Genomic DNA, 22,612 nt, shown 5'->3' with positions numbered 1-22,612 from the left:
CATGCGCCCCCACTCCCCCCGCAAGGACGCGGTGGTGACCTCCCTGATCGCCCTGCTGGCGATCGTGCTGGTCGCCCTGGGAGCGGGACGCGTCCTGGGCCCGGTGATGACCGCGAGCGACGGCCGCTGGGAACAGCAGCCCGACCAGCAGACGACCCCGCCCGAGACGGCCACCGAGACCGGCTCGGCGACACCACCCGTCGTCCCACCCACGTCCGGCGGATCGGACTGGCTGGGGACGGTGCTGATCGTGCTCGCAGTGCTGGCGGGGGTAGCGGTGCTGCTGCTGATCGGCTGGATCCTGTGGAGGGCGCGCGCCCTGCGCCGACCCGAGCGCGAAGAGCCCGAGGCCCCACCCGAGCAGGAGATGCTCGAGGTCGAGGAGGCCCAGCGTGCCCTCCACCGGGCGATCGCCTCCCTCGACTACGCGGCCACCCCGGAGGACGCCGTCGTCCAGGCATGGCTCGCCCTCGAGTCCGGGATCGCCGAGGCCGGAATCAGCCGCCGCGAGAACCAGACCACGACCGAGTACGTGGTCGACGTGCTGGCCGACCTCGACCTGCCCGCCCGGGACCTGCGCACGCTCGCCGACCTCTACCGGCAGGCGCTCTTCGACCGCGCCGGCGTCGCGGACGACGGCCGCGACCGTGCCCGCGAGATCCTGCGCCGCCTCGGCGAGAGCCTGCGCGAGAGCACGGACGAGGGGGCACCCCGATGAACCTCGGCCTCGCCCGCACCCTGGCGTCCTGGGACCGGCGCCTGCGCACGCTCCCCTCCCGGCTGGGCGCGGCGCTGCTGGCCCTGCTCGCCCTGACGCTCGGCCTGCGACTGCTCGGGATCGTCCTGCACCCGGTGCTGCCGCTCGCGCTGCTGCTGGTGATCGCGCTGATCAGCTGGCTGGTCTCCTCCGAGCTCGAGACCGCCGACGCCCTGGATCCGCCCTACCTCGACGACGACCCCGAAGCCGCCAGCCCCCACGCCGGCGACGTCGTCGTGCGTCGCCTCGAGGAGATGATCCACGGCGCCGCGCCCCGCCGGCGGATGACCTCACGCACGCTCGGCCGCGCCCTCGCCGAGGTCGCCACCGAGCGCTCGCATCGCGACGACGCCCGCGCCCTGCCCCAGGACCTGCAGGACTTCCTCACCGAGGCCACCCGCCCCCTGCCCGCCGACGATGCCCGCACCGCACCACCTCTCGCCCCCGTGGACCGCGCCACGCTGCACCGCTGGCTGCGCGCCCTCTCCGATCCCCACTCCCAGGAGGACACCCGATGACCAGCCCCACCCCTGATGCCTCGGCCGTCGCGGCCCGCGTCCTCGACGCCGTCGAGACTGCCGTGGTGGGCAAGCGCGAGAGCCTCGAGCTGGTCCTGGCCGGCATCCTCGCCGGCGGCCACGTGCTGCTCGAGGACCTCCCGGGGCTCGGCAAGACCCTCGCCGCGCGCTCGCTCGCCCAGGCCCTCGGACTGCCCTTCACCCGTGCCCAGTTCACCCCCGACCTGCTGCCCGCCGACCTGATCGGCGCCGAGGTCTTCGATCAGCGCACGAGCGAGTTCTCCTTCCGGCCCGGCCCCGTGTTCACGGGCCTGCTGCTGGCCGACGAGATCAACCGGACGCCCCCGAAGACCCAGTCGGCCCTGCTCGAGGCGATGCAGGAGCACCAGGTCACCGTCGAGGGCACCACCCGGCCCCTGCCGCGCCCCTTCCACGTGCTCGCCACCGCCAACCCCGTCGAGCACGAGGGCACCTACCCGCTGCCGGAGGCCCAGCTGGACCGCTTCCTGCTGCGGCTGTCCTTCGGTTACCCCAGTGCCGAGGAGGAGTGGGACGTTCTGGGCCGCCGCCTGGCACGCGGCACCGAGGACCAGCGCGTCGAGCAGGTGATCGACGCCGATCAGCTGCTGGCGGTGCAGGCCGTCGTCGAGTCCGTCCACGTCAGCGACGACGTCGGCCGGTACGCCGTCTCCCTCGTGGGGGCGACCCGCGCCCATCCCCACGCGCTCGTCGGCGCCTCCCCGCGCGGGTCCCTCGCCCTCGTGGTCTGCGCGCGGGCGCTGGCCGTGATCCGCGGCCGCGACTACGTGATCCCCGAGGACGTCAAGGACCTCGCCCACGCGGCCCTGGACCATCGCGTGATCGTGCGGCCCGAGCTGTGGCTGCAGGAGATCACCTCGGCCTCGATCATCGACGCAGCGCTGGAGGGGACCGCCGTTCCCGCCGCCCACGCCCGGGACGTCGCCCATGGCTGAGGCGAGCGAGCCGGAGCGGTCGAAGCCACCGGAGCGGCTTCGCACCCTGCCCTCGCCGGCGCTGATCCGTGCCGGCCTCGCAGGGAGCCTGGCCGCCGTGCTCGCGGTGCTCGTCGGCCGCCCGCAGCTGCTGGCGCTGGGACTGCCGCTGCTGGCCTGGGCGATCATCGCGGTCGTGCGGCGCCTCGCCCGCGGCGAGCGCGACGGTCTGCTGCGCCCCCGCGTGCGCAGCACCGGGCGGAAGCTCGACGAGGGCGGCACGGTCGCGATCGCCGTCGACTCCTCCGAGGACGTCCTGCTGGGCCTCTCCGTCCCCGTGCCCGCGCACGCCCTGCTCTCCCCGCCGCTCGGATCGGAGCTGACCGCCCGCTCCGCACGACTGGTGGTGACCGCCCAGCGCTGGGGACGCTACGAGATCGGTCCGTTACACGTGGCCCTGGCCGACGCCCTCGGCGCCTTCCGCACCCAGACGACGCTGCCGGCGGTCCCGCTGCACGTCACCCCCGGCTCCTCCCTGCTCGAGGCCCCGCCCTCGGTGCCCGCGCCCACGGGCGTCGCCGGCCAGCACCTGTCGCGTCGGCGCGGGGAGGGCACGGCGCTGGCGGACGTGCGCGAGTTCCAGCCGGGCGACCGCATGCACCGCATCAACTGGCCCGTCACCTCCCGCACCGGCACCCTGCACACCAACGCGACCTTCACCGAGCGCGACACCGATGTCCTGATCGTCACGGACACGCTCCAGGAGGTCGTGCCCACCGATGTCGAGGACGCCACCAGCCTGGACGTCACCGTCCGCGCGACCGCCGCGATCGCCCGGCACTACCTGTCCGTCGGCGACCGGGTCGGCGTGCACGACCTCGGAACCCAGATCGGTCCGGTCCGCGCGGGCACGGGCCCCCGCCAGCTGCGCGTGCTCACCGAGACCCTCTCGCGCGCCCACCGCGGTGACAGCCGGATGTCCCGGATCCACCGCCTGGGCCGGGTGCGGACCTCGACCCTCGTCGTGGTGTGCACTCCCCTGCTGGCACCCGGCGTGCTGGGACAGATCGGCGACCTGCTGGCCCTCGGGGCAGACGTGATCGTCGTCGACACCTTGCCGAGGACCGTCGGCGATGCACGGGCCCTCGGCACCGGGGCCAGGCGTCGCGCGGCCCGCGAGGACCGCTACTGGGAGGAGGCCTGGACGCTGAGGCGCCTGCAGCGCGAGCGCACCGTCCGGGAGCTGCGCGAGCAGGGCGTGCCGGTCACGGTATGGGAGGGGCCCGGATCCCTCGCCCCCGTGCTGCTCTCGTTGGCGCGTGCGGCGAGCGCCCCGCGGATGAGGAGGTCCTGATGCGCTCTCTCGTCGAGTCCCTCGCGCAGATGCTCGTCGACCTCGGCCATGTCTCCCGCTCGCAGTGGGCGCTGCGGCTGCTCGCGGTGGTGGCCCTCGCGTCCGCCCAGCTCGTCGCGACGGGAGGGGACCTCTTCTCGACCCTGCTGCCCGGTGTCACGAGCCTCGCGGTCATCGTGTTCGGACTGCTCCAGTCGCTGCGGCCGGACGGGCCCTGGGGCCTGCCCGCCCTCGCCGCCCCGGTGCTCGCCGCGGCGGGTACGGCGCCGGGAGGAGCCGGTGTGCTCGCCCTGATCGGCTGCCTGCTGCTGCTCGCCCATGCCTGCTGGTCGACCGCGGCGATGGTGCCCGCCCACGGGGTCATCACCCGCGGCGCGGCGCTGCGCTGCGCGGCCTGGGCGGGCGCCGCGGTGCTGCTCGGCGGAGGCCTCTGGCTGCTGGTGCTGCCGCTGGCCGGGGCCCGCACCCCCGAGTGGACGCTGGTGCTCGGGACCCTCGCGCTGATCGCCCTCGTGCTCGTGCTCGTGCCGCGCGGCACACCCCGGCGACGGGGCCGCTGAGGCGGCGTAGCGTGGAACGCATGTGGCAGATCATGGACATGCTCAACGCCCACAAGAAGGACATGGTCGCCCCCGAGGACGCCCTCCCGGGCCGCGAGGACTACCCCTACCCGCTCGAGCGCCGTCACGCGGTGCTGGGGACCGACATGCTCGGCCCCTGGCCCGAGGGCAGCGAGGAGCTGATCCTGGCCGGCGGATGCTTCTGGGGGATCGAACGGATCGCCTGGCAGATCCCCGGTGTGCACACCACCTCGGCCGGTTACGCGGGCGGGTACACCCCGCACCCCACCTACGAGGAGGTGTTCTCGGCCAAGACCGGGCACACCGAGGCCGTGCGGGTGATCTACGCAGGAGCCGACCAGGACGAGCGCGACACCGTTCTGCGCCGCCTCCTCGAGGAGTTCTGGCAGCAGCACGACCCCACCACCGCGATGCGCCAGGGAAACGACGTGGGGACCGAGTACCGCTCCGCCGTGTACTGGACGAGCGCCCACCAGGGCGAGATCGTGCGCGATTCGGCGGTGCGCTATCAGGAGGCGCTCGACGCCTCGGGCCGCGGGCAGATCACCACCGAGCTCTCGCCCCTCGCCGAAGCGGGGGACGGCCAGTACTACACCGCCGAGCCCGAGCACCAGCAGTATCTCGCGAAGAACCCCTACGGCTACTGCAACCACGGCTTCAACGGGGTCGCCTGCTCGCTCTAGTCGGAGCGGGGGCTCACTGGTCGGAGTGGCCGCCCATCAGGTTGCGGCGTGCGCCGATGTCGGGGCCGCCCGTCGGCAGGTCCGGGGAGGGAGCCGCGCCCATCAGCTGCGCGGCGAACCCGCCGGCCTTCCGGGGCATCGGTGCGGCGCCCTCCCCCACCGGGCCGCAGGCCGACGCGGCGGCGCTGCGGCGCTCGCGCGGGGCGCCGCCCTGGTCCGCGAAGCGCTGCATCTGCGAGGAGGTCGGGTAGACGGAGCTGACCACGATGTCCAGGCCCACCAGTGTCACCGGGAGCACCGAGGGCCCCGCGGACTCCATCAGCGCCCGTACGGGTTCGCACTCCTCGAAGGCCCAGGCGTCCTCGTCCTGGAGATAGACCGTGATCGGCTGCCCCTTCAGGGCGAGCTCGGCGGCGGCGTCCAGGAACTCCTCCTGCGCCTCGTGATCGGGCGGCGGGGAGGGCAGGAAGATGTCCAGGGGCGCCTGCTCCGGAGCAGGATCCTCATCGGCGGCGGTCATGAACCCCACGGTAACCGCCGCTGCACCTGGCAGGCTGTGCTCATGAACGACTCCACACCGGCCACGCTCCTCTCGCACGACACCCTCGTGATGCAGCAGATCACCGGGTTCATGTCCAACGACTTCGACATCCTCGACGCGTCGGGCGATCAGGTGATCGGCCACGTCACCACGGGCGGCAGCGGGATCTCCCGTGCACTCGCGGGCAGCCGCTCCCTCGACGTCGCCGATGCGGACGGCACGCCGCTGCTGCACGTGCAGGATCCCACCGGCATCGGGTTCGACCGCTTCGAGCTGAGCGCCCCGGACGGCACACCGGTCGCCGACGTGCGCAAGCGCTTCTCGATGCTGCGGACGAAGGTGGATCTCACTCTGGGCGACGGCACCGTGGTCGCGCTGACCGGGAACGTGCTCGGTCACGAGTTCGAGTACGCCATCAACGGATCGGTGGCGGCCCGTGTGTCCCGGAAATGGGGCGGGATCGCACGTGGGCTGCTCGGGCACAGCCGCTACGTCCTGGCCATCGACCCCACGGTTCCGCCCGGTCTGCGGCTCACGATCATCGGCGGCACGATCGCCCTCGACCTGATCCGACAGAAGGAGCAGAACAACGGCTGAGCCAGGGGTCAGCGCTACCCGTCGACGCCGTCGGTGGGCACGATCATCGGACGTCCGGTCACCGGATCCTGCACGCACAGGTTCCCGATCCCGTAGACGTCCTGGATCAGATCCGAGGTGACGACGTCCTGCGGTGCCCCCTGCGCGACGACCTTCCCGTCCTTCATGACGATCAGGTGGGTCGCGTAGCGGAAGGCGAGGTTCAGGTCGTGCAGCACCGCCGCGAGCGTGTACTCCCCCGTCGCGTGCAGGCGACGGCACAGGTTCAGCACCTCGAGCTGGTGGGTGATGTCCAGGAAGGTCGTCGGCTCGTCGAGGAGCAGCAGCGGGGTCTCCTGCGCGAGCACGAGAGAGATCCATACCCGCTGACGCTGACCGCCCGAGAGCTCGTCGACCAGGCGGTCCGCGAGATGCGTGCTGCCGGTGGCCTCGAGGGCCCGCGCGACGGCGTCGCCGTCGGCCGCGGACCACGGGGAGAGCAGACTGCGGTGCGGGTAGCGGCCACGGGCCACGAGATCGCGCACCGTGATCCCGGGAGGGCTCACGGAGGCCTGGGGCAGCAGGCCCAGCCGACGGGCCACCTGCTTCGAGGAGTAGTCGTGGATCGCGCGACCGTCCAGGACGATCGAGCCGTCCTGCGGCTCCAGGAGCCGCGCGAGGGAACGCAGCAGGGTCGACTTCCCGCAGGCGTTCGGGCCGATGATCGCTGTGAAGGATCCCTCGGGGATGCCCACGTCGAGGTGCTCGCTGACGGTGCGTCCCCCGTAGCCCAGGGTCACGTCGACCGCCTCGATCGGCGTGCGCACAGCGGTCATGCTTCCTCCTGGGCCGGCACGGGCCCGGCCGGTCCGGTCGCCGACGGGCACCACGGAGGCCAGCCTAACTGCGGGGTCAGGGCATGGTGCACCGCGGGTCCCGGGCCGGTCGCGGATCACACGGTTCCACCCGTTACGCTCGCACGGTGAGCAGTCCCGCCCCGCCCCTGCGGCACGACGAGACCGAAGTCCTGCCCGCGGGCGGGAACCGGGTCCTGCGGTTGCTCGCACCGCTGCTGATGGGCGCTCTCGGCGCCCTCGCCTACGGGCTGCGCGGCGTGCAGCAGTGGCGTGGCCTCGAGGAGCGCTCCTGGGATCTCGCGATCTTCTCGCAGGTGGCGCGCGACTACTCCGAGCTGCGCGCCCCGATCGTGCCGATCAAGGGCGACAGCTTCAATCTGCTCGGCGACCATTTCCATCCGATCCTCGTGGTGCTGGGCCCGGTCTGGGCCGTGTGGCCGTCCCCGCTCTCCCTGCTGTGGGTCCAGGCGGTGCTGATGGGGATCTCCGCGGTCCCGCTGACGCGCCTGGCGATCGACCGACTGGGCGCAGGCGCCGGGCTGCTCGCGGGCGCGGCCTACCTGTTCGGCTTCGGGCTGCAGGCCGCGGCCGACGTGCAGTTCCACGAGATCGCCTTCGCCCTCCCGCTGCTGGCCTTCTCGCTGACGGCGCTGCTGCGCGGACGGTTCGTGGCGGCCATCGCCTGGGCCGCGCCACTGGTGCTGGTCAAGGAGGACATGGGGCTGACCGTGGCGGTGCTCGGCGCGGTGATCGCTCTGCGCAGCCCCCTCGCCCGACGCGGCGGGATGGGTCTGGCGGCCTGGGGTCTCGGCTGGTTCGTGCTGTCGACCTTCGTGGTGCTGCCCGCCCTGAACCCGGGCGGCCAGTACGACTACGGCGGCAACCTGGGGTCTCCGCTCGACGTGTTCGTGCCCGTCGAGAAGTGGACGACGGTGCTCATGCTGCTGCTCGCCGCGGGCGTGATCGGAGCGCGCTCCCCGATCATGGCGGCGATGCTGCCGACGCTCGCGTGGCGCTTCGCGGGGAACGTCGAGTTCTACTGGGGCTGGTACTGGCACTACAACGCGGTGCTCATGCCGATCGCCCTGGCGGCCCTGCTCGATGCCCTGGGCGACCGCCACAGCGACGAACGACGTCCTCGTCCGCTCGTGCGCTGGACGGCCGTCGTGGCGAGTGCGGCGGTCACGCTCGTGCTGTGGTCGGCCCTGCCGCTGGCGAACCTGGGGCGCGCCACGTCCTGGGAGCCGAGTCCGCGCGCGGAGGCGGCCGCGGCCGCGGTCGACGCGGTGCCGGGCGACGTCGTGGTGGCCTCGGACATCACGGTGATGGCGCGCCTGGTGCCGCACGACGACGTGCAATGGGTGCACGGCACGAACGCCCGCGTGCCGGACTGCGTGCTGATCGACCGCGAGGCCTTCTCCTGGGGAGGCCAGGACCCCGGTGACGCCGCGAGCTGGGCGAGCGGGAACTACGGCACCACCTTCGACGAGGTGATGACCGAGAACGGCTTCGAGGTGGCCTGCCGCCCGGGAACGACCTGAGCGAGAACGACCGGAGCGGTCACGATCAGAATGGCGGCGGGGCCTCGGAGTGGTCCTCCTGGGCCGTGGACCCGGGGTCCGGCGGGGCTGTCCGGACGGGCGTGAGGTGCCGCTGCCACGCATTATGGAGCTCGCCGGCCAGCGACGGCGTGAGCAGATCGGTCTCGTCCTGGCGGGTGAGACGCATGTCCTCGCGCAGGCTCCATCGGGTGCTGCCCGGTGGTCCCGCGCCACCTTCGGCCGCCCGGAGCCGGTCGGGGTCGATCGCGCGGGAGGTCTTGATCTGGTGGTGGGACCAGCACAGGAGGTGGAGGTTCTCCAGGCTGGTGGAGCCACCTGCCTCCGGGTGCTGGTGATCGAATTCCTCGATGTGGTCGGCCTCCGCGCTCCGGCAGCTGGGCCGCGTACAGCCCGGGACGGCGCACTCGGGGCCACGTAGGCGCAGGTGCATCTGCATCGCGGGCGTGGGCTGATAGCGCTCCGGCGGCAAGGGCAGGTAGGTCCCTGCGGCCGGGTCGGTGAGCACGCGCATCCAGTCCTTCTCACCCGCGGCCAGCTCGCGGGCCATATCGGCCGGGATCGGATGGATGTCTTCGAGGGTGGCCGGGGCGTCACTGCGCCCCATCAGGGTCAGGGCCGGAACGGTGACCAGGATGGTGAAGCGCGGGGCGGGGACGGGGTGTCCGTCGGTGTTCAGCTCACCGTGGCGGAGGGCTTCGTACCGCAGTGATCCCTTGGACATCGCTCGGCCGCGCTCGCGCACGGTGCCGTCGTCGAACGGGATCTCGACACCGTCCTGGTCGAGGGCGTGACGCTGCGCGCGCTGCAGCGTCTCCGCGCAGGCGTCGAGGCGGTGCATGAAGGCCGTGATCTCGGGGATGGGCCCCGTGATCGTGACGCTCGCGGACCCGTCGTCGCCGACGGCGGGTGTCGAGACGTGGCGCCGGCGTTCGGCCTGCTCGAGCGGTGAGGTCTCGAGGCGGGAGGTGAACAGGCACACCAGCTCCCCCAGCAGCCGGCGGAAGGTCTCGGGCGTGACGCCGAACTCCCACCCGGCCATGACCCTGTCGATCTCCCGACGGTCCTCCACGGGAAGATCTCGGGTGCGCCGCAGGACCCGTCGCAGCCATTCGACCGGGAGATCACCTGCTTCCAGACGGGCGAACAGTCGAGGGAAGAGGGTGAGTGCCTCGTGGGCGTCGCGGACCTGGGCGTAGGCCGCACTGATCGTGCATCGGAGCACCACAGCGGCTTCGGCATCCTCGACCTCCCCCGCGTGCACGGGTGCCGAGGCGTGGTCCCGGTCCGCCCAGAGCGGGGCGAGGGCTCGCATGCGCGTCGCCGACGCCTTCGATTCCTCGACGGTGAGGTCCCAGATCCCCTGGAGCTGCGCGTTGAGCTCGATCTCCGCATCCGGCCCGCAGGCGCGCCGCGGGGCGTTCTCGCGGGAGAGCGGGACGCGTGGTGCAGGACCACGATGCGCCCGGCGAGCCGCTGCGGCAGCAGCAGCGGCAGCAGCCGCGGTAGCAGCGGCAGCCGCGGGAGAGGCGGGAACGGACGGGGAGGCGCCCGGGACGTTCGGTGCAACGGTCTCCCGATCCGACGACATCTCTCCCCCCTTCCCCGTTGCCTGCTTTCCGCTGCCATGCTTTCTGCATTCAAGAATAGCGAGGAGAGGGAGGCCCACAAGAGGTGAAGAGGAATATGTGGAAAACGTCGATCTAATCCTCCACACACCCACTTTGTTCACATCATGTCCCACCGATGCGCCGAGTTCTCCACGACGCCCGCCTCAGATGTCCCACCCCTGCGTTACTGCAGGTGAGGCTGGATTCAACGCCGTGCCGACGCCATGCAAGCCTGGTCGCGACGGGGGCACGTCTTGCCTCTCGAGAGGCGCACGCACGGATGCTCCCGAGCACCCCAGAATTCGCCACGACGGCGGCAACGCCGAGAAATGAGGAACCAAGAACCCCCGGGCGTGAGGAATCCGAGAAGACTCCCCTCCCGCCGCGGAGATCCGTTCCTACAACCGCGGCCCCCGAGCAGAGCGACGCGAGGGATCCATGAGCGCTTCGGCACGTCGGGTGCGCGCGGTCTCCAGTCGCATGCGCCAGGGCGAGTAGCGCTCGGCGGCGAGCGCGAGACGCAGACCGTGGGAGAGCACACGGCTGCTGGGGGTGGGCTTGAGCGCCATCAGCTGCTCCCGCTGCCCGATCAGCTCGCCGCCCGCCCCCGCGGCGCTCCACCAGATCGCGATCTGGGCGAGCTGAGAATGGGAGTCGAGGATGCCGTGGCCGGTGTCGGGCATGTTCAGCAGGTGCGCGCCGGGGATCAGGGAGGCGAGCTCGCGGGCGATCCGCGGCGGGGTCACCAGATCCTGCTCGCCGCTCAGCACCAGGGTGGGCGCCGTGATCGCGGGGGCGACCTCGCGCAGGTCCTGCGCCATGGCACGTCGTGTGGGGGCCGGGGCCTGCTGCGCCTGCTCCCCGGAGATCAGCAGCGGGTCCATCGGGCCGCCGTCGGCGTGGGAGCCGAACGCGAGCTGCGTGTGCGCGATCCGCACCACCAGATCGGGCTCGCTGACGTACCGGGTGGACTGCAACCACTCCTGCGTGAGGGCCTGCCAGACGCTGGTCCAGGTCGCCTGGCCGCGTCCCATCGCCAGCAGGTCGACGAGCTCGCGGACGTCGTCGGTGCCGCCGTACTCGTGGACGGCGAGGACGACGGGACCGGCCCGTCGGGCGTCGATCACCGCCTGGTCGTCCAGTCGTCGCAGGGTGCGGGCGATGGTGTCGGTGCGCGGGTCCGCACCGTCCCAGTAGCGTTCGCGGACGGCGAGCTGGGAGATCGCCTCGTCCCCGGGGCCGACGAGGGGCGAGTCCAGGACCAGTGCTCCCACCCGCTCGGGGTGGCGCGCGGCGAAGGCCAGCGAGAGGTAGGCGCCGTAGCCGCAGCCGTAGAGCACGGTGCGCTCGACGAGTGCATGGTCGAGCGCCGCTCGCAGGTCCTCGATGGCCTCGTCGAGGTCCATCGCATGGGGCGGCAGGTCATGCCCCTCGGCATCCAGGCGCGAGAGGCCGACGCCGCGGTGCTCGGGCATGATGACGTCGAGCCCGCGGGCGGCCAGGGAACGCCGCAGCAGGTCGTAAGGCAGCACGGAGGCACCGCCGGGGCCGTCGGGCACGACGGTGACCACGGGGGTCTCGAGGTCACGGCGGATCCCGGCGGCGCGTCGGCCCATGCGCGGCGGGTTCACCCGTGCGTACCGCAGCGGGAACAGCCGACGGTCGTCGGCCGAGACCTCGCGCTGGAGCGTCATCAGGTCGTTGCGCAGGGTGAGGAGGTCGTCCTGGCCGGTGCGGCCCAGGAGCTCCGGCACCGACCGCATCAGGCTCCCGTGTCCTGGTCGGCGGGCGCGACCCCCGACCGGGGCCCTGACCCACCGATCCGGGACCACAGGAACGTGTACATCAGGGCGTTCATGCGGGCCGCCTGCTCGTTCGTGGCGGCTCCGCCGTGGCCTCCCTCGATGTTCTCCCACGAGCGCACGTCCGCGCCCAGCGACTCGAGGGCCGCTGTCATCTTGCGGGCGTGCCCGGGGTGGACGCGGTCGTCGCGGGTCGAGGTGAGCAGGAAGGTGGGCGGGTACTCGGTGCCCTCGGCCAGCAGGTGGTACGGGCTGAACGTGCGCACGAACTCCCAGTCGGAGGTGTCGGGGTCCCCGTACTCGGCCATCCAGGAGGCACCGGCGAGCAGGTGGGAGTAGCGCTTCATGTCCAGCAGCGGGACCTGGATGATCACGGCGCCGAACAGCTCGGGGTACTGGGTGAGCATGTTGCCGGTGAGGAGGCCGCCGTTGGAGCCGCCGCGCACGGCGAGGTGGTCACGATCGGTGACGCCGCGCTCGACGAGATCACGGGCCACGGCCGCGAAGTCCTCGTAGGCGCGGTGGCGGTTCTCGCGCAGCGCGGCCTGGTGCCAGTCCGGCCCGTACTCGCCGCCGCCGCGGATGTTCGCCACCACATAGGTGCCGCCGCGCTCGCACCAGGCCTTCCCGACCGCTCCGAGGTAGCCGGGGGTCATCGAGATCTCGAAGCCGCCGTACCCGTAGAGGAGCGTCGGGGCGGGGGTGTCGGTCCCGTTGCCCCCGTCGCCGCCACTGTCCCCGCCGGGCACGGGGCCGATCTCGAAGTAGGGGATGCGGGTGCCGTCCTCGCTGGTCGCGAAGTGCTGGGTGACCTCGAGACCCTCGGCCTCGAAACGTGCAGGCGAGGACTTGACGACCTCGAGCTCGCCGGGCTCTCCGCCGGCGGGGACCTCGGCGAGGTCGCCGAGCAGCAGGGTCGTCGGGGTGAGGTAGTCGGTGCTGGTCACCCAGATCTCGTCGGACTCGTCGGTGTCCACGGCGCGCACGTCGATCGCACCGCTCAGCTCGGGGTAGAGGTCGTTGCGCACCCAGCTGCCGTCATCCCCACGATGGTGGACCTCGAGACGGTGGACCACGTCCTCGAGAATCGTCAGCACGATGGTGGACCGGGTGATGGTGAGGTCGGCGAGCGAGGTGCTGGGGGTCGGCTCGAACAGCACGTGCAGGTCGGAGGCCGAGGGGCCCTGCGGGGCGCTCGCCAGGAGGGTGTCCAGGTCGGCGACCAGGAGGGAGCCCGCGGTGAAGGTGTCGTCACCGACCTGCCAGTCGCTGCGCGGGGCGAGCACGGCGAGGTCGCGGTGGCCGCTGGCCTCCATGTCCCGTGGGAGGGGCAGCTCGGTGAGCACCGGGTCCTCGCCCGCGGACAGCCCCGAGAGGTCGGCGATGCGCAGGGTGGTGTCGTAGAAGGCGTGCATCAGCACGATCCAGTCGCGCTGCCAGCCCGGGGTCTGGTCGTGCGCGGCGAACACCGCCATGTCGTGCTGCTCGCCCTCGAAGACCAGGTGAGCGTCCTCGAGGGCGCTGCCGCGCCGCCAGATCCGCGCCTGCCGCGCGTACCCGGAGTCGGTGAGCGTGCCCTCGCCGAAGTCGGTGGTCACCCAGACGGTGTCCTCGTCGATCCAGTGCAGGGACCCCTTGGCCTCCGGGCGCTCGAAGCCGCCGTCGGCGACCGGGACGAAGCGACGGGTCTCGAGGTCGAACTCTCGGGTGACGTCGGCATCGGAGCCGCCGCGCGAGAGCGAGACGAGGGCCCTGCGGTAGGGCTCGCCCTCCACGGGCCGCAGCAGCTGGGCGCCGTGCCACACCCAGTTCTCGTCCTCCTCGCGCCCCAGAGCGTCGACGTCCAGCAGCACGTCCCATTCGGGCTCGTCCTCGCGGTAGCTCTCGAGCGTGGTGCGCCGCCAGAGCCCGCGCTCGTGCTCGGCGTCGGTCCACACGTTGTAGAGGAACTCCCCGCGCTTGGTGACGCCCGGGATGCGGTCGCTCGCGTCGAGGATCTGGAGGATGTCCTGTTGCAGGTGCTCGCTCAGGCTGCCGTCTCCGCGCGGGTCCTCGACGGCGTCGATCTCCGACTCCGCACGGGCGTTGCGCTCGCGCACGTGGTCCAGGGCCTTCTCGCCGGTGACGTCCTCGAGCCACTGCCAGGGGTCGGCCGCGGTCTCGGCGTCCGGGAGCTGCGGGCGGGACTCGGCGTGCTGGCTCATGCCTTCACACTAGTGGCGAACACCCGTGTGGGGCCTCCCTCCGGGCGAACCCGTCCGCGCTCCGTGGCAGACTCGATGACATGCGCCGACGCACTGCTCTCGCCCTTCCCCCGGCCGCTCTTCTCGCCTCCTGCTCCGATCGCGGGGCCGACGCCTCCGACGCGAGCGGCAGCACGTCCCGGCCCTCGTCGTCCGACGGCGGTTCCGAGGCCTCCGGGAAGAAGACGACCCCCTCCCCCTCTCCCACGCCCGATGCCGCGGAGCAGCGAGCGGCGGACCTCAGCGACGAGGAGGCCGCCGCGCAGCTGGTGCTCGTGGGGATCCCCGCCGGCACCACTCCCGCCTCCTCCCTGATCTCCGACCTGCGCGTGGGCGGCTTCTTCCTGCTGGGCATCTGGGACAGCGCCGACACCGTGCGCGCGCTCGTCGAGGACATCGGCGACCGGGTCGGGGACGGGGACGTCTCGCCGCTGCTGAGCGTGGACCAGGAGGGCGGCCAGGTGCGCATGCTGCGCGGCAGCGCGGCCCGCCGGACCCCGTCGGCCGCGACCCTCGGCGAGCAGGGCACCGACGCCGTCACCGATGCGTACACGAGCATCGGCGAGGACCTCGCGGGCCTGGGTCTGCACGCGGCGCTCGCCCCCGTCGCCGACGCCGTCGACCCGGAGCTGGGCTCGGCCAATGCGCCGGTCGGGAAGGTCGACCGCGGCTTCGGCACCGACCCGGCGCACGTCGCGGACTGCGTGGTGGCCGCGACGAAGGCGCTCGATGGCCAGCAGGTCGCCTCCGCCCTCAAGCACTTCCCGGGCCTGGGCCGCGTGCGCGGCAACACCGACTTCTCGGCCGAGGACATCACCGACGAGAAGACCGACGCCGATTCCTCGTACCTGGACCCGTTCCGCGCCGGCATCGACGCCGGGGCCGACATGGTCATGCTCTCCAGCGCGCTCTACCCGCGCCTGGACGAGGACACCCCCGCGATGTTCTCCCGCCCGATCGTCACCGAGCTGCTGCGCGGGTCGATGGGCTTCGACGGCCTCGTCGTCAGCGACGACGTCGGCAGCGCGGCGGCGGTGCAGGACGTCCCCGTCGCCGAACGCGCGACCCGTCTGCTGGAGGCCGGCGGGGACGTGGTGCTGACAGCGGACCCCGACCTCGCCGAGCAGCTCGTCGAGGCGATCGCCGACTGGGCATCGCAGTCGAAGGCCACGGCTCGCCGCGTGCGCGAGTCCGCGGCGCGGATGCTGCGGGTCAAGCAGGCGCGGTCGGTCCCGGGAGCCTGAGGCGCCGGGGAGGCTGTGGGAGAATTCGCACGGAGCCACGGCACGACCAGGGAGAGCAGATGGCAGGGAGCCCGGAGCGGGACGAGGAGGACACCCCTTCCCTCCCCGCGTTCACCCCGGGCCAGGAGGACGCGGACCTCCCCGACTACTCCACGGACGCCCGGAACACCCCGGCGCCGTTCTCCCGCCCCGACGAGGCCGGCCGTGCCCGCACCCGGGTCGTGCTGATCACCGTGATCGTCGGCGCCGTGGTGCTGATCGGCGTGATCGCCCTGATCCTCTCGCAGACGCTCTTCCGCCCGATGCTGGATCCCGACGAGTCCCACACCCCGACCGCCGGGTCCTCCCGCTCCTCCTCGGGCGAGGGCGAGTACGTGCCCGATCCGAAGGATCCCGACCTCGCCCCGCCCCCGCCGATCTTCACGCAGGCGCCGACCACGGACTGCTCGATCCCCTCGGACGCCGGGCAGGGCGGCACCGGGAGCGGACCCCGTACCGTCCGGGGCGGACATCTGGAGTACACGCGACCGAAGGACTGGGACTACCCGTGGGTCGACGCGGGCCTGCCCTACATGAAGGACGTGTCGGCCTACGGCAGAGAGGTCGAGGACGACTGGTACAGCGTCGTCAACGTCGGCTCCGTCGAGTGGCCCGACGAGGAGGGCGGGTACCCGGGCACCGAGGACGCCGCCGTCGCGATCTTCCAGTGCTACGCGACCACCTCCGGGGTCCTCGTGGGCTTCGGGGAGAACCCCACCGTCACCGACTACCGCAGCGAGAAGACCGAGGTCGACGGACACCAGGCGTGGATCGTCCAGGCCACCTACCATTTCGAGAACCCCGATTTCATCAAGGACTCGAGTGCCTCGATCGTCACCTCGATCGTGGTCGAGACCGACGACGGCCCGCAGGCGCTCGCCTCGGACGTCGCGGCCGACGTCCCCGAGCACGCCGACGCGCTCGAGGAGATCATCGAGACCCTAAAGGTGGTCTGACATGCCCGGAGCAGCCCCATGACCCCCCGACTCCCCACCGGATCCCGGCCGGTCCTCGCGGGCGTGGGCGCGTTCGTGGTCGTGTTCGTGCTGATCGTGGGCGGGACTCTCGGCGTGCACGCCCTCACGGTGGGCCGCTCCTCCCCGAGCCCCACGGCCTCCCCCACCTCCGGTCCGACCGCGACCCCGAGCGAGACCGAGAGCGAGGACGCGGCGCAGGACGAGGAGTGGTGCTGGACCCCCACCCGATTCGACCGCACGTCGACGAACCCGCCCGACAGGCTGCGCGGCGGAGGCCTCGAGCTCGAGATCCCCGACGTCTTCAACGACCGCCGCGACATGTCCTACGCGGCGTTCACCAACGACAGCGTGCTGGCCGCGGCGCATGTCGAGGAGGACTGGTCCTCGACCGTGGGCGTCGCGAAGGTGGAATGGCAGCCCGGCATCGAGTACCCGGGCGACAAGGAGGCCTCCAGCCGGATCCTGGACTGCCTGGTCTCCAAGTCCAGCCTCTGGGGCGACACCACGGGCCGTGAGCTCGAGGACGAGAAGACCACCGAGGTGACGGTCGACGGCATGAAGGGCTACCGCACCTCCGGGAAGCTCACGTTCGACTCCTCCAGCCTGAAGAAGACGTCGGCGAGCGGGCTGACCGTGATCGTCGTGGACACCCCAGAGGGCCCCAGCGTCTTCGTCTCCGAGTCCGCGATCGGCGTGGAGGAGCACGAGAAGGCTGCGGAGCAGGCGGAGAACTCGTTGAGCGGGCTCACCTGAGGCGTCGGCCCCGATGCCGACTCCCGGCGTTCACACGATCGAGGAGGCCAGGCGGCAGGTGTTGTCCACGAACTGACGCCAGACCGACCGCTGCCGCCATTCCTCGAGCGTCAGCTCGCGGCTGCGGGACCGGTAGACGTCCTCGACCGCGTGCATCTTCTTCATGAAATCGGTGCCGCCGACCATCAGCGAGCTCTCCATGTCCAGCAGGAACGAGCGGATGTCCATGTTCGAGGAGCCCAGCACCGTCACCGAGTCGTCGACCGTCACGTGCTTGGCGTGCAGGACCTTCGGGCTCTCGTAGAGCTGGATGCGCACGCCCGCCTCGAGCAGCGTCGAGTAGTAGGAGCTCTGGGCGTGGTCGACGAGGAACTGATCGCCCTTCTCGGAGACGAACAGCTCGACCTCCACCCCGCGCTTGGCCGCCGTGACCAGGGCGTACAGCAGCGACTCGTCGGGCACGAAGTAAGGGCTGACGGCCGCGATGCGTCGCTCGGCGCTGTAGAAGAGCTGGTTGAACAGCAGCAGGTTGTTCTCGAGCACGAAGCCCGGACCGCTGGGCACCAGCTGGCACTCGTAGGTGCCCGAGGTGTCCGGGGAGGGCTTGACCACCTGGGACTCGGCGATCGACTCGCTGGACTCGAGGTACCAGTCGGTCGCGAACATCAGGTTGATCTCGGAGACGATCGGGCCGCGCAGTCGGATCATCGTCTCCTGCCAGCGCACGCCCTCACGCGCGCCCTTCGCGCTCGCGTAGGCGGAGTCGATCAGGTTCTGGCTGCCCATCCAGGCGACCTCGCCGTCCACGACCAGCATCTTGCGATGGTTGCGCAGGTCCGGACGCTGCAGGGCGCCGTCCCGCAGCGGCTTGATGGGCATCATCGGGTAGTGCTCGATGTCGTGCGCGTCCAGCAGACGGCGCATCGGCCGGTAGACGCTGCCGTACTTCAGCGACCCGTAGTGGTCGTAGAGGAAGCGCACCTTCACGCCGCGGTCGGCGGCCTCGGTGACGGCGTCGAAGAACGGGCGGGTGGTCTCGTCCAGGCCCGCGATGTAGAAGAGCACGTGCACGCTCTCGCGGGCGGTGCGGATGTCCTCCGCCATGCGGCGGATCGACTTCTCGTACTCGATCTCGAGGTCGGCGGAGTTGTTGCCCGTCAGCGGGAAGGCGCCGAGCTCGCGGTTCAGGGCGACGGCGGACTGCAGCCAGCTGGGGCTGTCCTCGTCGAGCTCGCTGTCGGGGATGTCGTGCGAGCGGACCTTCATCAGACGGTTGACGACCTGCTGCTTCTCGCGCCGCTTGCGGGGCAGCTGGGTGTCACCGAGCAGCAGGAACAGCGGGAAGCCGATGATCGGGAACACCATGATCGCCAGCAGCCAGGCGAAGGAGCTGGCGGGCCGGCGGTTGCGCGGCACCACGAGCACCGCGACCACTCGCAGGATGATGTCCACGACCAGCGCCACGTAGGGCGCGACGAGGACGACGTGCTCGACGAGCCACCTCCAGGCCTCCACGTGCCCTCCTCACCTGCTCCTCATCGCTCGTTGCGCAGACCCTCCACTGTCGCACGAGGGCGGCGGGTCCGAAGACCCACCGCCCTCGTGAGCGTCACCACGACGCGTCAGTTGTTCCGCAGGATCGACAGGATCCGCAGGATCTCGATGTACATCCACACCAGGGTCACGGTGATGCCGAAGGCGCAGCGCCAGGCATAGGCGCGCGGGGCTCCGGCGTTGACGCCGCGCTGGACGTCCTCGAAGTCCATCACCAGCGAGTAGGACGCCATGATCACGGCGAGCGCGCCGATCACGAGGCCGAGCGCCCCACTGCGCAGGTCGCCGCCGGTGAGGAAGACGACCCCGACGTTCACGAGGCAGAAGAGCAGGTAGGCGACCATCGCGACGGCGAAGATCTTCGTCAGCAGCGGCGACGTGCGCAGCACGCCGATGCGGAAGAGGAAGAGCACCGTCGTGGCCACGGCGAGGGTGCCCACCACCGCCTGCAGCGCGATTCCCGGCAGCTGCTCGTTGAGCATCCCGCTCAGACCGCCCAGCGCCGCGCCCTCGAGGAGCGCATAGGCGAGCACCAGGACCGGCGAGGGCTTCTTCTTGAAGGAGTTCACCAGGGCCAGCACGAAGCCGCCGAGGAAGCCCACGCCCATCGCGACCATCGAGATGCCGCGACCAAGGGTGTACCCCTCGTCGCCGCCCACGAATCCGAGCGCGATCGGGAGAAGAGCGAACACGATGCCTGCGACGATGGTGAGACCGAGGGTCGCGGTCGTCGCGTTGAGCACGTCGCGGATGGTCATCCGGCCGGTGTCGCGGCCCGTGGCCGAGGGGCGGGCGTAGATCGCCTCGAGGTTCTCGGGCGAGTGCTCGCTGCTCGTGCGCTGATCGCTGGACGGGAAGTCCGAGGTGAAGTCGGGCGAGGGGCGGGCGACGCCCTGCCTGATGGGCTGGTCGTTGCCGAAGACGATGTTGTGCCGTGCCATGGCGCTCCTCCGATAGTGCGTGATGGCGTGGGGTGCTGCGCCCAGGCAGGTGGCCCGGGGGTTGCTGCCAGTCTACCGGGGCGCTCGTACCTGCACCTGGGCGAAGGGTGGGAGTTCGCTCAGCGCCGACGGGGAGACGTCGCGCGATCTTCACGAAGGCCTCACGGATCCTTCGCCCGTGCACGCGCGAGGCGCGCGAGGGTGGGACCCATGCCCACCGCCACCGCCGAGAACCCCCTCGCGAGCGACACCGCCCCGCACTCCCCTCGCACCCGCCACCTGCCCCGGCGCACCGTCACGGCGACCACCACGCTGCGTGCGATCGACAGCCGGGCGCTCGAGCTGGGACCGCAGCGGGAGGACGCCGCCACGGCGCAGGACTCCGGGCAGGGCTCCGCGCGCGGCTCCACACAGGGATCCGTTCGCTCACCCCGCCCGTCTCGCGCCGAGGACAGCGAGCGCCGCGCGGTGCGCTCGCTCTCGCCGCGCGAGCTCGTCACGGGTGCCGGGACGACCGCGGGCGCGTGGACGCTCGCCTCGCACCTGGGCCTGCTGGGGACCGCGACGGGGACCTTCCTGATCTCCCTGGTCTCGACCCTGGGCGTGGCCCTGGTCGCCGACTCGCTGACCGGCGCTCGGCGCGCTCTGCTGCGGCTGGTGCGCCGCCTGCGTGAGCGGCGCGCGCACCGTCAGCGCTCCTCGCGGAGCCGCCTCACACCGCCGAGCTGACCATCTCGCGGAAGCGGCGCAGCCGCGCGTCCTCGCTCTCGAAGAAGTCCGCGGGCGGGCCGTCGAGCAGGATCCTGCCCTCCTCGAGGAAGACGACCTTGTCGGCCACCCGCTGGGCGAAGGCGAGCGAGTGGGTGACGACCACGAGCGTGCGGTCCTCGCGGGCGAGGTCGGCGAGGACCGCGACCACCTCGGCCGCGAGCTCGGGGTCCAGCGCCGAGGTGGGCTCGTCGAACAGGAGCACGTCGGGCTCCATGGCGAGCGCGCGGGCGATCGCGACGCGCTGCTGCTGGCCGCCGGAGAGGCGGTCGGGGTAGGCGTCGGCCTTCGACCCGAGACCGACCTTCTCCAGCAGCTCCCTGCCGCGGACCTCGGCCTTCTCCTTGGCGACACCCTTGGTGTGGATCGGCGCGAGGGTCACGTTGCCCAGCGCCGTGAGGTGCGGGAACAGGTTGAACTGCTGGAAGACCATGGTCGAGCGCGCACGGATGGAACGCACCGTGCGGGCGCCCAGGCGTCCCCCGAGGCGGGTGGGGCCGTCGCCGAAGTCGATCTCCCCGGCGTCGGGCTCCTCGAGCAGGTTGATGCAGCGCAGGAGCGTCGACTTCCCCGAGCCCGAGGGGCCCAGCAGGACCGTCGTCCCCCGGCGGGGGATGTCGAGGTCCACCTCGTCGAGCGCTGTCAGGGAACCGAAGGTCTTGCGGATCCCGCGCAGACGCAGGGTCTCGGCTGCCTCGGCCGGGGTCGGGGTGCCGGCGGGCTCAGCTGCTGCGGACATGGGCGGACACCTTCTTCTCGAGGACGAGCTGGAGCAGGCTCAGCAGGGAGACGATCACCAGGTAGATCAGCGCGACCAGGGCGTACATCGCCATCGGCTGGTAGGTCGAGGCGGCCACCTGGCGCCCCACCTGGAACAGATCGGTGATGGTGATCGCGAAGACCAGGCTGGTGCCCTTCACCAGGTCGATGAAGTCGTTCATCAGCGGCGGCAGGGCGATGCGGAACGCCTGCGGGGCGACCACCTTGGAGAAGGTGGTGCGCCGCGAGAGGTTCAGCGTCTGGGCCGCCTCGAACTGGCCGCGCGGGATCGAGAGGATCGAGGCGCGCACGGCCTCGGAGGCGTAGGCGCCGGTGTTCAGCGCGAGGGTGACGACGGCGGCCGTCATCGCGGGCAGCACGATCCCGATGTTCGGCAGCCCGAAGAAGACGATGAACAGCTGCACGACCATCGGCGTGCCGCGGAAGATCCACACGTACAGCCACGGGATGACCTTGAGCGGACCGGGCAGGTAGAGACGGCCGAGGGCCGTGATCACGGCGAGCACCATCGCGATCGCGAAGGAGATCAGCGAGAGCGGGACCGTGACCTCGACGGCGGCCATGAGCAGGTCCGGCAGGCTCTGCCACCACAGCTGGAGGGTGTTCATGCGGGTGCCCTCACTTCTTGGGGGTGAGGTCCTGTCCCACCCACTTCTCGTAGATCTTCTTCAGCGAGCCGTCGGACTTCATGCCGTCCAGGATCTCGTCGATCTTCTTCTTCAGGTCGTCCTGGCCCTGGGGCATGATCACGCCGACCTCGGTCTCCCCGGGGAGTTCCTCGTCCAGCAGCGTGAACTTCTTGCCCGGGTTCTCCTTCTTGTAGGTCTGGAAGGAGACCAGGTCGTTGGCGGTGGCGTCCACGCGGCCCTGGGTCAGCAGCTCGACGGCCTCGGCGAAGCCCTGCACGGAGACGATCTCGGCGTCGAGCTTCTTCATCTCCTCGGCCCAGTTGCTGGTCGCCGACTGCGCCGCACGCTTGCCCTTGAGGTCGTCGAGGGTGGTGATGTCCGATCCCTCGGGCACGGCGACGCGGCCGATCGAACGCGCGTAGGGCTCGGAGAACAGGTAGGACTTCTCGCGCTCGGGGGTGATGCCGACGTTGTTGATGACGATGTCGAACTTGTCGACGTCCAGCCCGGCGATCAGCGAGTCCCATTCGGTCTCGACGTACTTCGCCTTCGCGCCGAGCCCCTCGGCGACGGCGTCGGCGATCTCCTTCTCGAACCCGACGAGCTTGCCCTTGTCGTGGTACGCGTAGGGCCGGTAGGTGCCCTCGAGACCGATGCGCACCGTCTTGGAGGACTGGATGCGCTTGAGGACATCCTCGTCGGCGGGCTTGCCGCCGCCGTCGCTGGAGACCGAGCCGTCGGAGCCGCGGTTCTGGGAGGGGCCGCAGGCGGCGAGCAGCGCGGCCAGGCCGAGGCCCGATCCTGCGGTGAGGAAGCTGCGGCGGGTGGTGACGGCGGGGAGCTGGCGGGTCATGACGTGCCTCCTGGGCAGGATGGGTGGGGTGAGCGGCGGC

The 22,612-nt window shown here is 71.5% G+C and carries 22 protein-coding genes; 12 read left to right on the top strand and 10 right to left on the bottom strand.

The genetic code is table 11. The annotated features are described in order from the left end of the window. Position 1 precedes the first annotated feature (1 nt). From DEO23_RS03420 to msrA, 6 genes are read left to right on the top strand one after another with little or no spacing between them, the layout of a single operon-like run. Complete coding sequence (locus DEO23_RS03420) at positions 2 to 718, top strand: DUF4129 domain-containing protein (RefSeq protein WP_109274571.1); 717 nt, start codon at positions 2 to 4, stop codon at positions 716 to 718. Next, positions 715 to 1,275: a hypothetical protein gene (locus DEO23_RS03415; RefSeq protein ID WP_109274570.1), complete on the top strand. Its 561-nt coding sequence runs from the start codon at positions 715 to 717 to the stop codon at positions 1,273 to 1,275. The genes DEO23_RS03420 and DEO23_RS03415 overlap by 4 nt, the downstream gene beginning before the upstream one ends. Continuing rightward, complete coding sequence (locus DEO23_RS03410; protein ID WP_109274569.1) at positions 1,272 to 2,249, top strand: AAA family ATPase; 978 nt, start codon at positions 1,272 to 1,274, stop codon at positions 2,247 to 2,249. Before DEO23_RS03415 ends, DEO23_RS03410 begins: the two co-directional genes overlap by 4 nt. After that, entirely contained in the window at positions 2,242 to 3,582 is a 1,341-nt protein-coding gene (locus DEO23_RS03405; protein ID WP_109274568.1) for a DUF58 domain-containing protein, read from the top strand. Before DEO23_RS03410 ends, DEO23_RS03405 begins: the two co-directional genes overlap by 8 nt. Further along, positions 3,582 to 4,142: a hypothetical protein gene (locus DEO23_RS03400; RefSeq protein ID WP_109274567.1), complete on the top strand. Its 561-nt coding sequence runs from the start codon at positions 3,582 to 3,584 to the stop codon at positions 4,140 to 4,142. Before DEO23_RS03405 ends, DEO23_RS03400 begins: the two co-directional genes overlap by 1 nt. A 20-nt stretch (positions 4,143 to 4,162) precedes the next feature. Then, positions 4,163 to 4,846, top strand: coding sequence for a peptide-methionine (S)-S-oxide reductase MsrA (msrA, locus tag DEO23_RS03395; RefSeq protein WP_109274566.1), 684 nt, complete (start codon positions 4,163 to 4,165; stop codon positions 4,844 to 4,846). A gap of 13 nt (positions 4,847 to 4,859) precedes the next feature. Here the strand turns inward: msrA and DEO23_RS03390 are convergent, their stop codons facing one another. Then, positions 4,860 to 5,366, bottom strand: coding sequence for an arsenic metallochaperone ArsD family protein (locus DEO23_RS03390; RefSeq protein WP_109274565.1), 507 nt, complete (start codon positions 5,364 to 5,366; stop codon positions 4,860 to 4,862). Positions 5,367 to 5,408: 42 nt separating this feature from the next. On the opposite strand from DEO23_RS03390, the gene DEO23_RS03385 reads away from it, so the two are divergent. Continuing rightward, a complete protein-coding gene (locus DEO23_RS03385) occupies positions 5,409 to 5,984 on the top strand; it encodes an LURP-one-related/scramblase family protein (RefSeq protein WP_205678824.1) in 576 nt (191 codons plus the stop codon). 14 nt (positions 5,985 to 5,998) lie between these two features. On the opposite strand, the gene DEO23_RS03380 is transcribed toward DEO23_RS03385, so the two are convergent. Next, a complete protein-coding gene (locus DEO23_RS03380; RefSeq protein WP_109274564.1) occupies positions 5,999 to 6,799 on the bottom strand; it encodes an ABC transporter ATP-binding protein in 801 nt (266 codons plus the stop codon). Positions 6,800 to 6,945: 146 nt separating this feature from the next. Between DEO23_RS03380 and DEO23_RS03375 the strand changes: the two genes are divergently transcribed. Further along, positions 6,946 to 8,361: a DUF2079 domain-containing protein gene (locus DEO23_RS03375; RefSeq protein ID WP_240613183.1), complete on the top strand. Its 1,416-nt coding sequence runs from the start codon at positions 6,946 to 6,948 to the stop codon at positions 8,359 to 8,361. Between the two features lie 25 nt (positions 8,362 to 8,386). On the opposite strand, the gene DEO23_RS03370 is transcribed toward DEO23_RS03375, so the two are convergent. The 3 genes from DEO23_RS03370 to DEO23_RS03360 all read right to left on the bottom strand — a co-directional run bounded on the left by DEO23_RS03370 (position 8,387) and on the right by DEO23_RS03360 (position 13,995). After that, positions 8,387 to 9,970 (bottom strand): HNH endonuclease signature motif containing protein, encoded by a 1,584-nt coding sequence (locus tag DEO23_RS03370; RefSeq protein WP_109274563.1) that lies wholly within the window; start codon positions 9,968 to 9,970, stop codon positions 8,387 to 8,389. A 417-nt stretch (positions 9,971 to 10,387) separates the two neighbouring features. Beyond that, on the bottom strand, positions 10,388 to 11,752 hold the full coding sequence (locus tag DEO23_RS03365) for an alpha/beta fold hydrolase (RefSeq protein ID WP_109274562.1): 1,365 nt from the start codon (positions 11,750 to 11,752) through the stop codon (positions 10,388 to 10,390). Then, positions 11,752 to 13,995, bottom strand: coding sequence for a prolyl oligopeptidase family serine peptidase (locus DEO23_RS03360; protein WP_109274561.1), 2,244 nt, complete (start codon positions 13,993 to 13,995; stop codon positions 11,752 to 11,754). The genes DEO23_RS03365 and DEO23_RS03360 overlap by 1 nt, the downstream gene beginning before the upstream one ends. 80 nt (positions 13,996 to 14,075) lie before the next feature. Here DEO23_RS03360 and DEO23_RS03355 point away from each other — a divergent pair, with 80 nt between their 5' ends. The 3 genes from DEO23_RS03355 to DEO23_RS03345 are packed head-to-tail and all read left to right on the top strand — an operon-like array spanning position 14,076 to position 17,047. After that, on the top strand, positions 14,076 to 15,278 hold the full coding sequence (locus DEO23_RS03355) for a glycoside hydrolase family 3 N-terminal domain-containing protein (protein ID WP_109274560.1): 1,203 nt from the start codon (positions 14,076 to 14,078) through the stop codon (positions 15,276 to 15,278). 59 nt (positions 15,279 to 15,337) lie between these two features. Beyond that, positions 15,338 to 16,273 carry a hypothetical protein gene (locus DEO23_RS03350; protein WP_109274559.1) on the top strand — a complete coding sequence of 312 codons (936 nt, stop codon included), beginning with the start codon at positions 15,338 to 15,340 and terminating at the stop codon, positions 16,271 to 16,273. An 18-nt stretch (positions 16,274 to 16,291) separates the two neighbouring features. Then, a complete protein-coding gene (locus DEO23_RS03345; RefSeq protein ID WP_109274558.1) occupies positions 16,292 to 17,047 on the top strand; it encodes a hypothetical protein in 756 nt (251 codons plus the stop codon). 30 nt (positions 17,048 to 17,077) lie between these two features. Here DEO23_RS03345 and cls read toward each other — a convergent pair whose 3' ends face one another. Both cls and DEO23_RS03335 read right to left on the bottom strand, forming a co-directional pair. Then, complete coding sequence (gene cls / locus DEO23_RS03340; RefSeq protein ID WP_109274557.1) at positions 17,078 to 18,562, bottom strand: cardiolipin synthase; 1,485 nt, start codon at positions 18,560 to 18,562, stop codon at positions 17,078 to 17,080. A gap of 107 nt (positions 18,563 to 18,669) precedes the next feature. Then, positions 18,670 to 19,542 carry a Bax inhibitor-1/YccA family protein gene (locus DEO23_RS03335; RefSeq protein WP_109274556.1) on the bottom strand — a complete coding sequence of 291 codons (873 nt, stop codon included), beginning with the start codon at positions 19,540 to 19,542 and terminating at the stop codon, positions 18,670 to 18,672. A gap of 210 nt (positions 19,543 to 19,752) precedes the next feature. On the opposite strand from DEO23_RS03335, the gene DEO23_RS03330 reads away from it, so the two are divergent. Next, positions 19,753 to 20,271 (top strand): hypothetical protein, encoded by a 519-nt coding sequence (locus tag DEO23_RS03330; protein WP_109274555.1) that lies wholly within the window; start codon positions 19,753 to 19,755, stop codon positions 20,269 to 20,271. Here DEO23_RS03330 and DEO23_RS03325 read toward each other — a convergent pair. The 3 genes from DEO23_RS03325 to DEO23_RS03315 are packed head-to-tail and all read right to left on the bottom strand — an operon-like array spanning position 20,255 to position 22,572. Beyond that, positions 20,255 to 21,049 carry an amino acid ABC transporter ATP-binding protein gene (locus DEO23_RS03325; RefSeq protein ID WP_109274554.1) on the bottom strand — a complete coding sequence of 265 codons (795 nt, stop codon included), beginning with the start codon at positions 21,047 to 21,049 and terminating at the stop codon, positions 20,255 to 20,257. The two genes, DEO23_RS03330 and DEO23_RS03325, sit on opposite strands and share 17 nt — an antisense overlap. After that, positions 21,033 to 21,698, bottom strand: coding sequence for an amino acid ABC transporter permease (locus DEO23_RS03320; protein ID WP_109274553.1), 666 nt, complete (start codon positions 21,696 to 21,698; stop codon positions 21,033 to 21,035). Before DEO23_RS03320 ends, DEO23_RS03325 begins: the two co-directional genes overlap by 17 nt. A gap of 10 nt (positions 21,699 to 21,708) precedes the next feature. Next, complete coding sequence (locus DEO23_RS03315; protein WP_109274552.1) at positions 21,709 to 22,572, bottom strand: transporter substrate-binding domain-containing protein; 864 nt, start codon at positions 22,570 to 22,572, stop codon at positions 21,709 to 21,711. Positions 22,573 to 22,612 lie beyond the last annotated feature (40 nt).

The sequence above is a fragment of the Brachybacterium endophyticum genome, from assembly GCF_003130585.1.
GTDB lineage: Bacteria > Actinomycetota > Actinomycetes > Actinomycetales > Dermabacteraceae > Brachybacterium > Brachybacterium endophyticum.
This window is presented reverse-complemented; position numbering and strand designations above follow the sequence as displayed.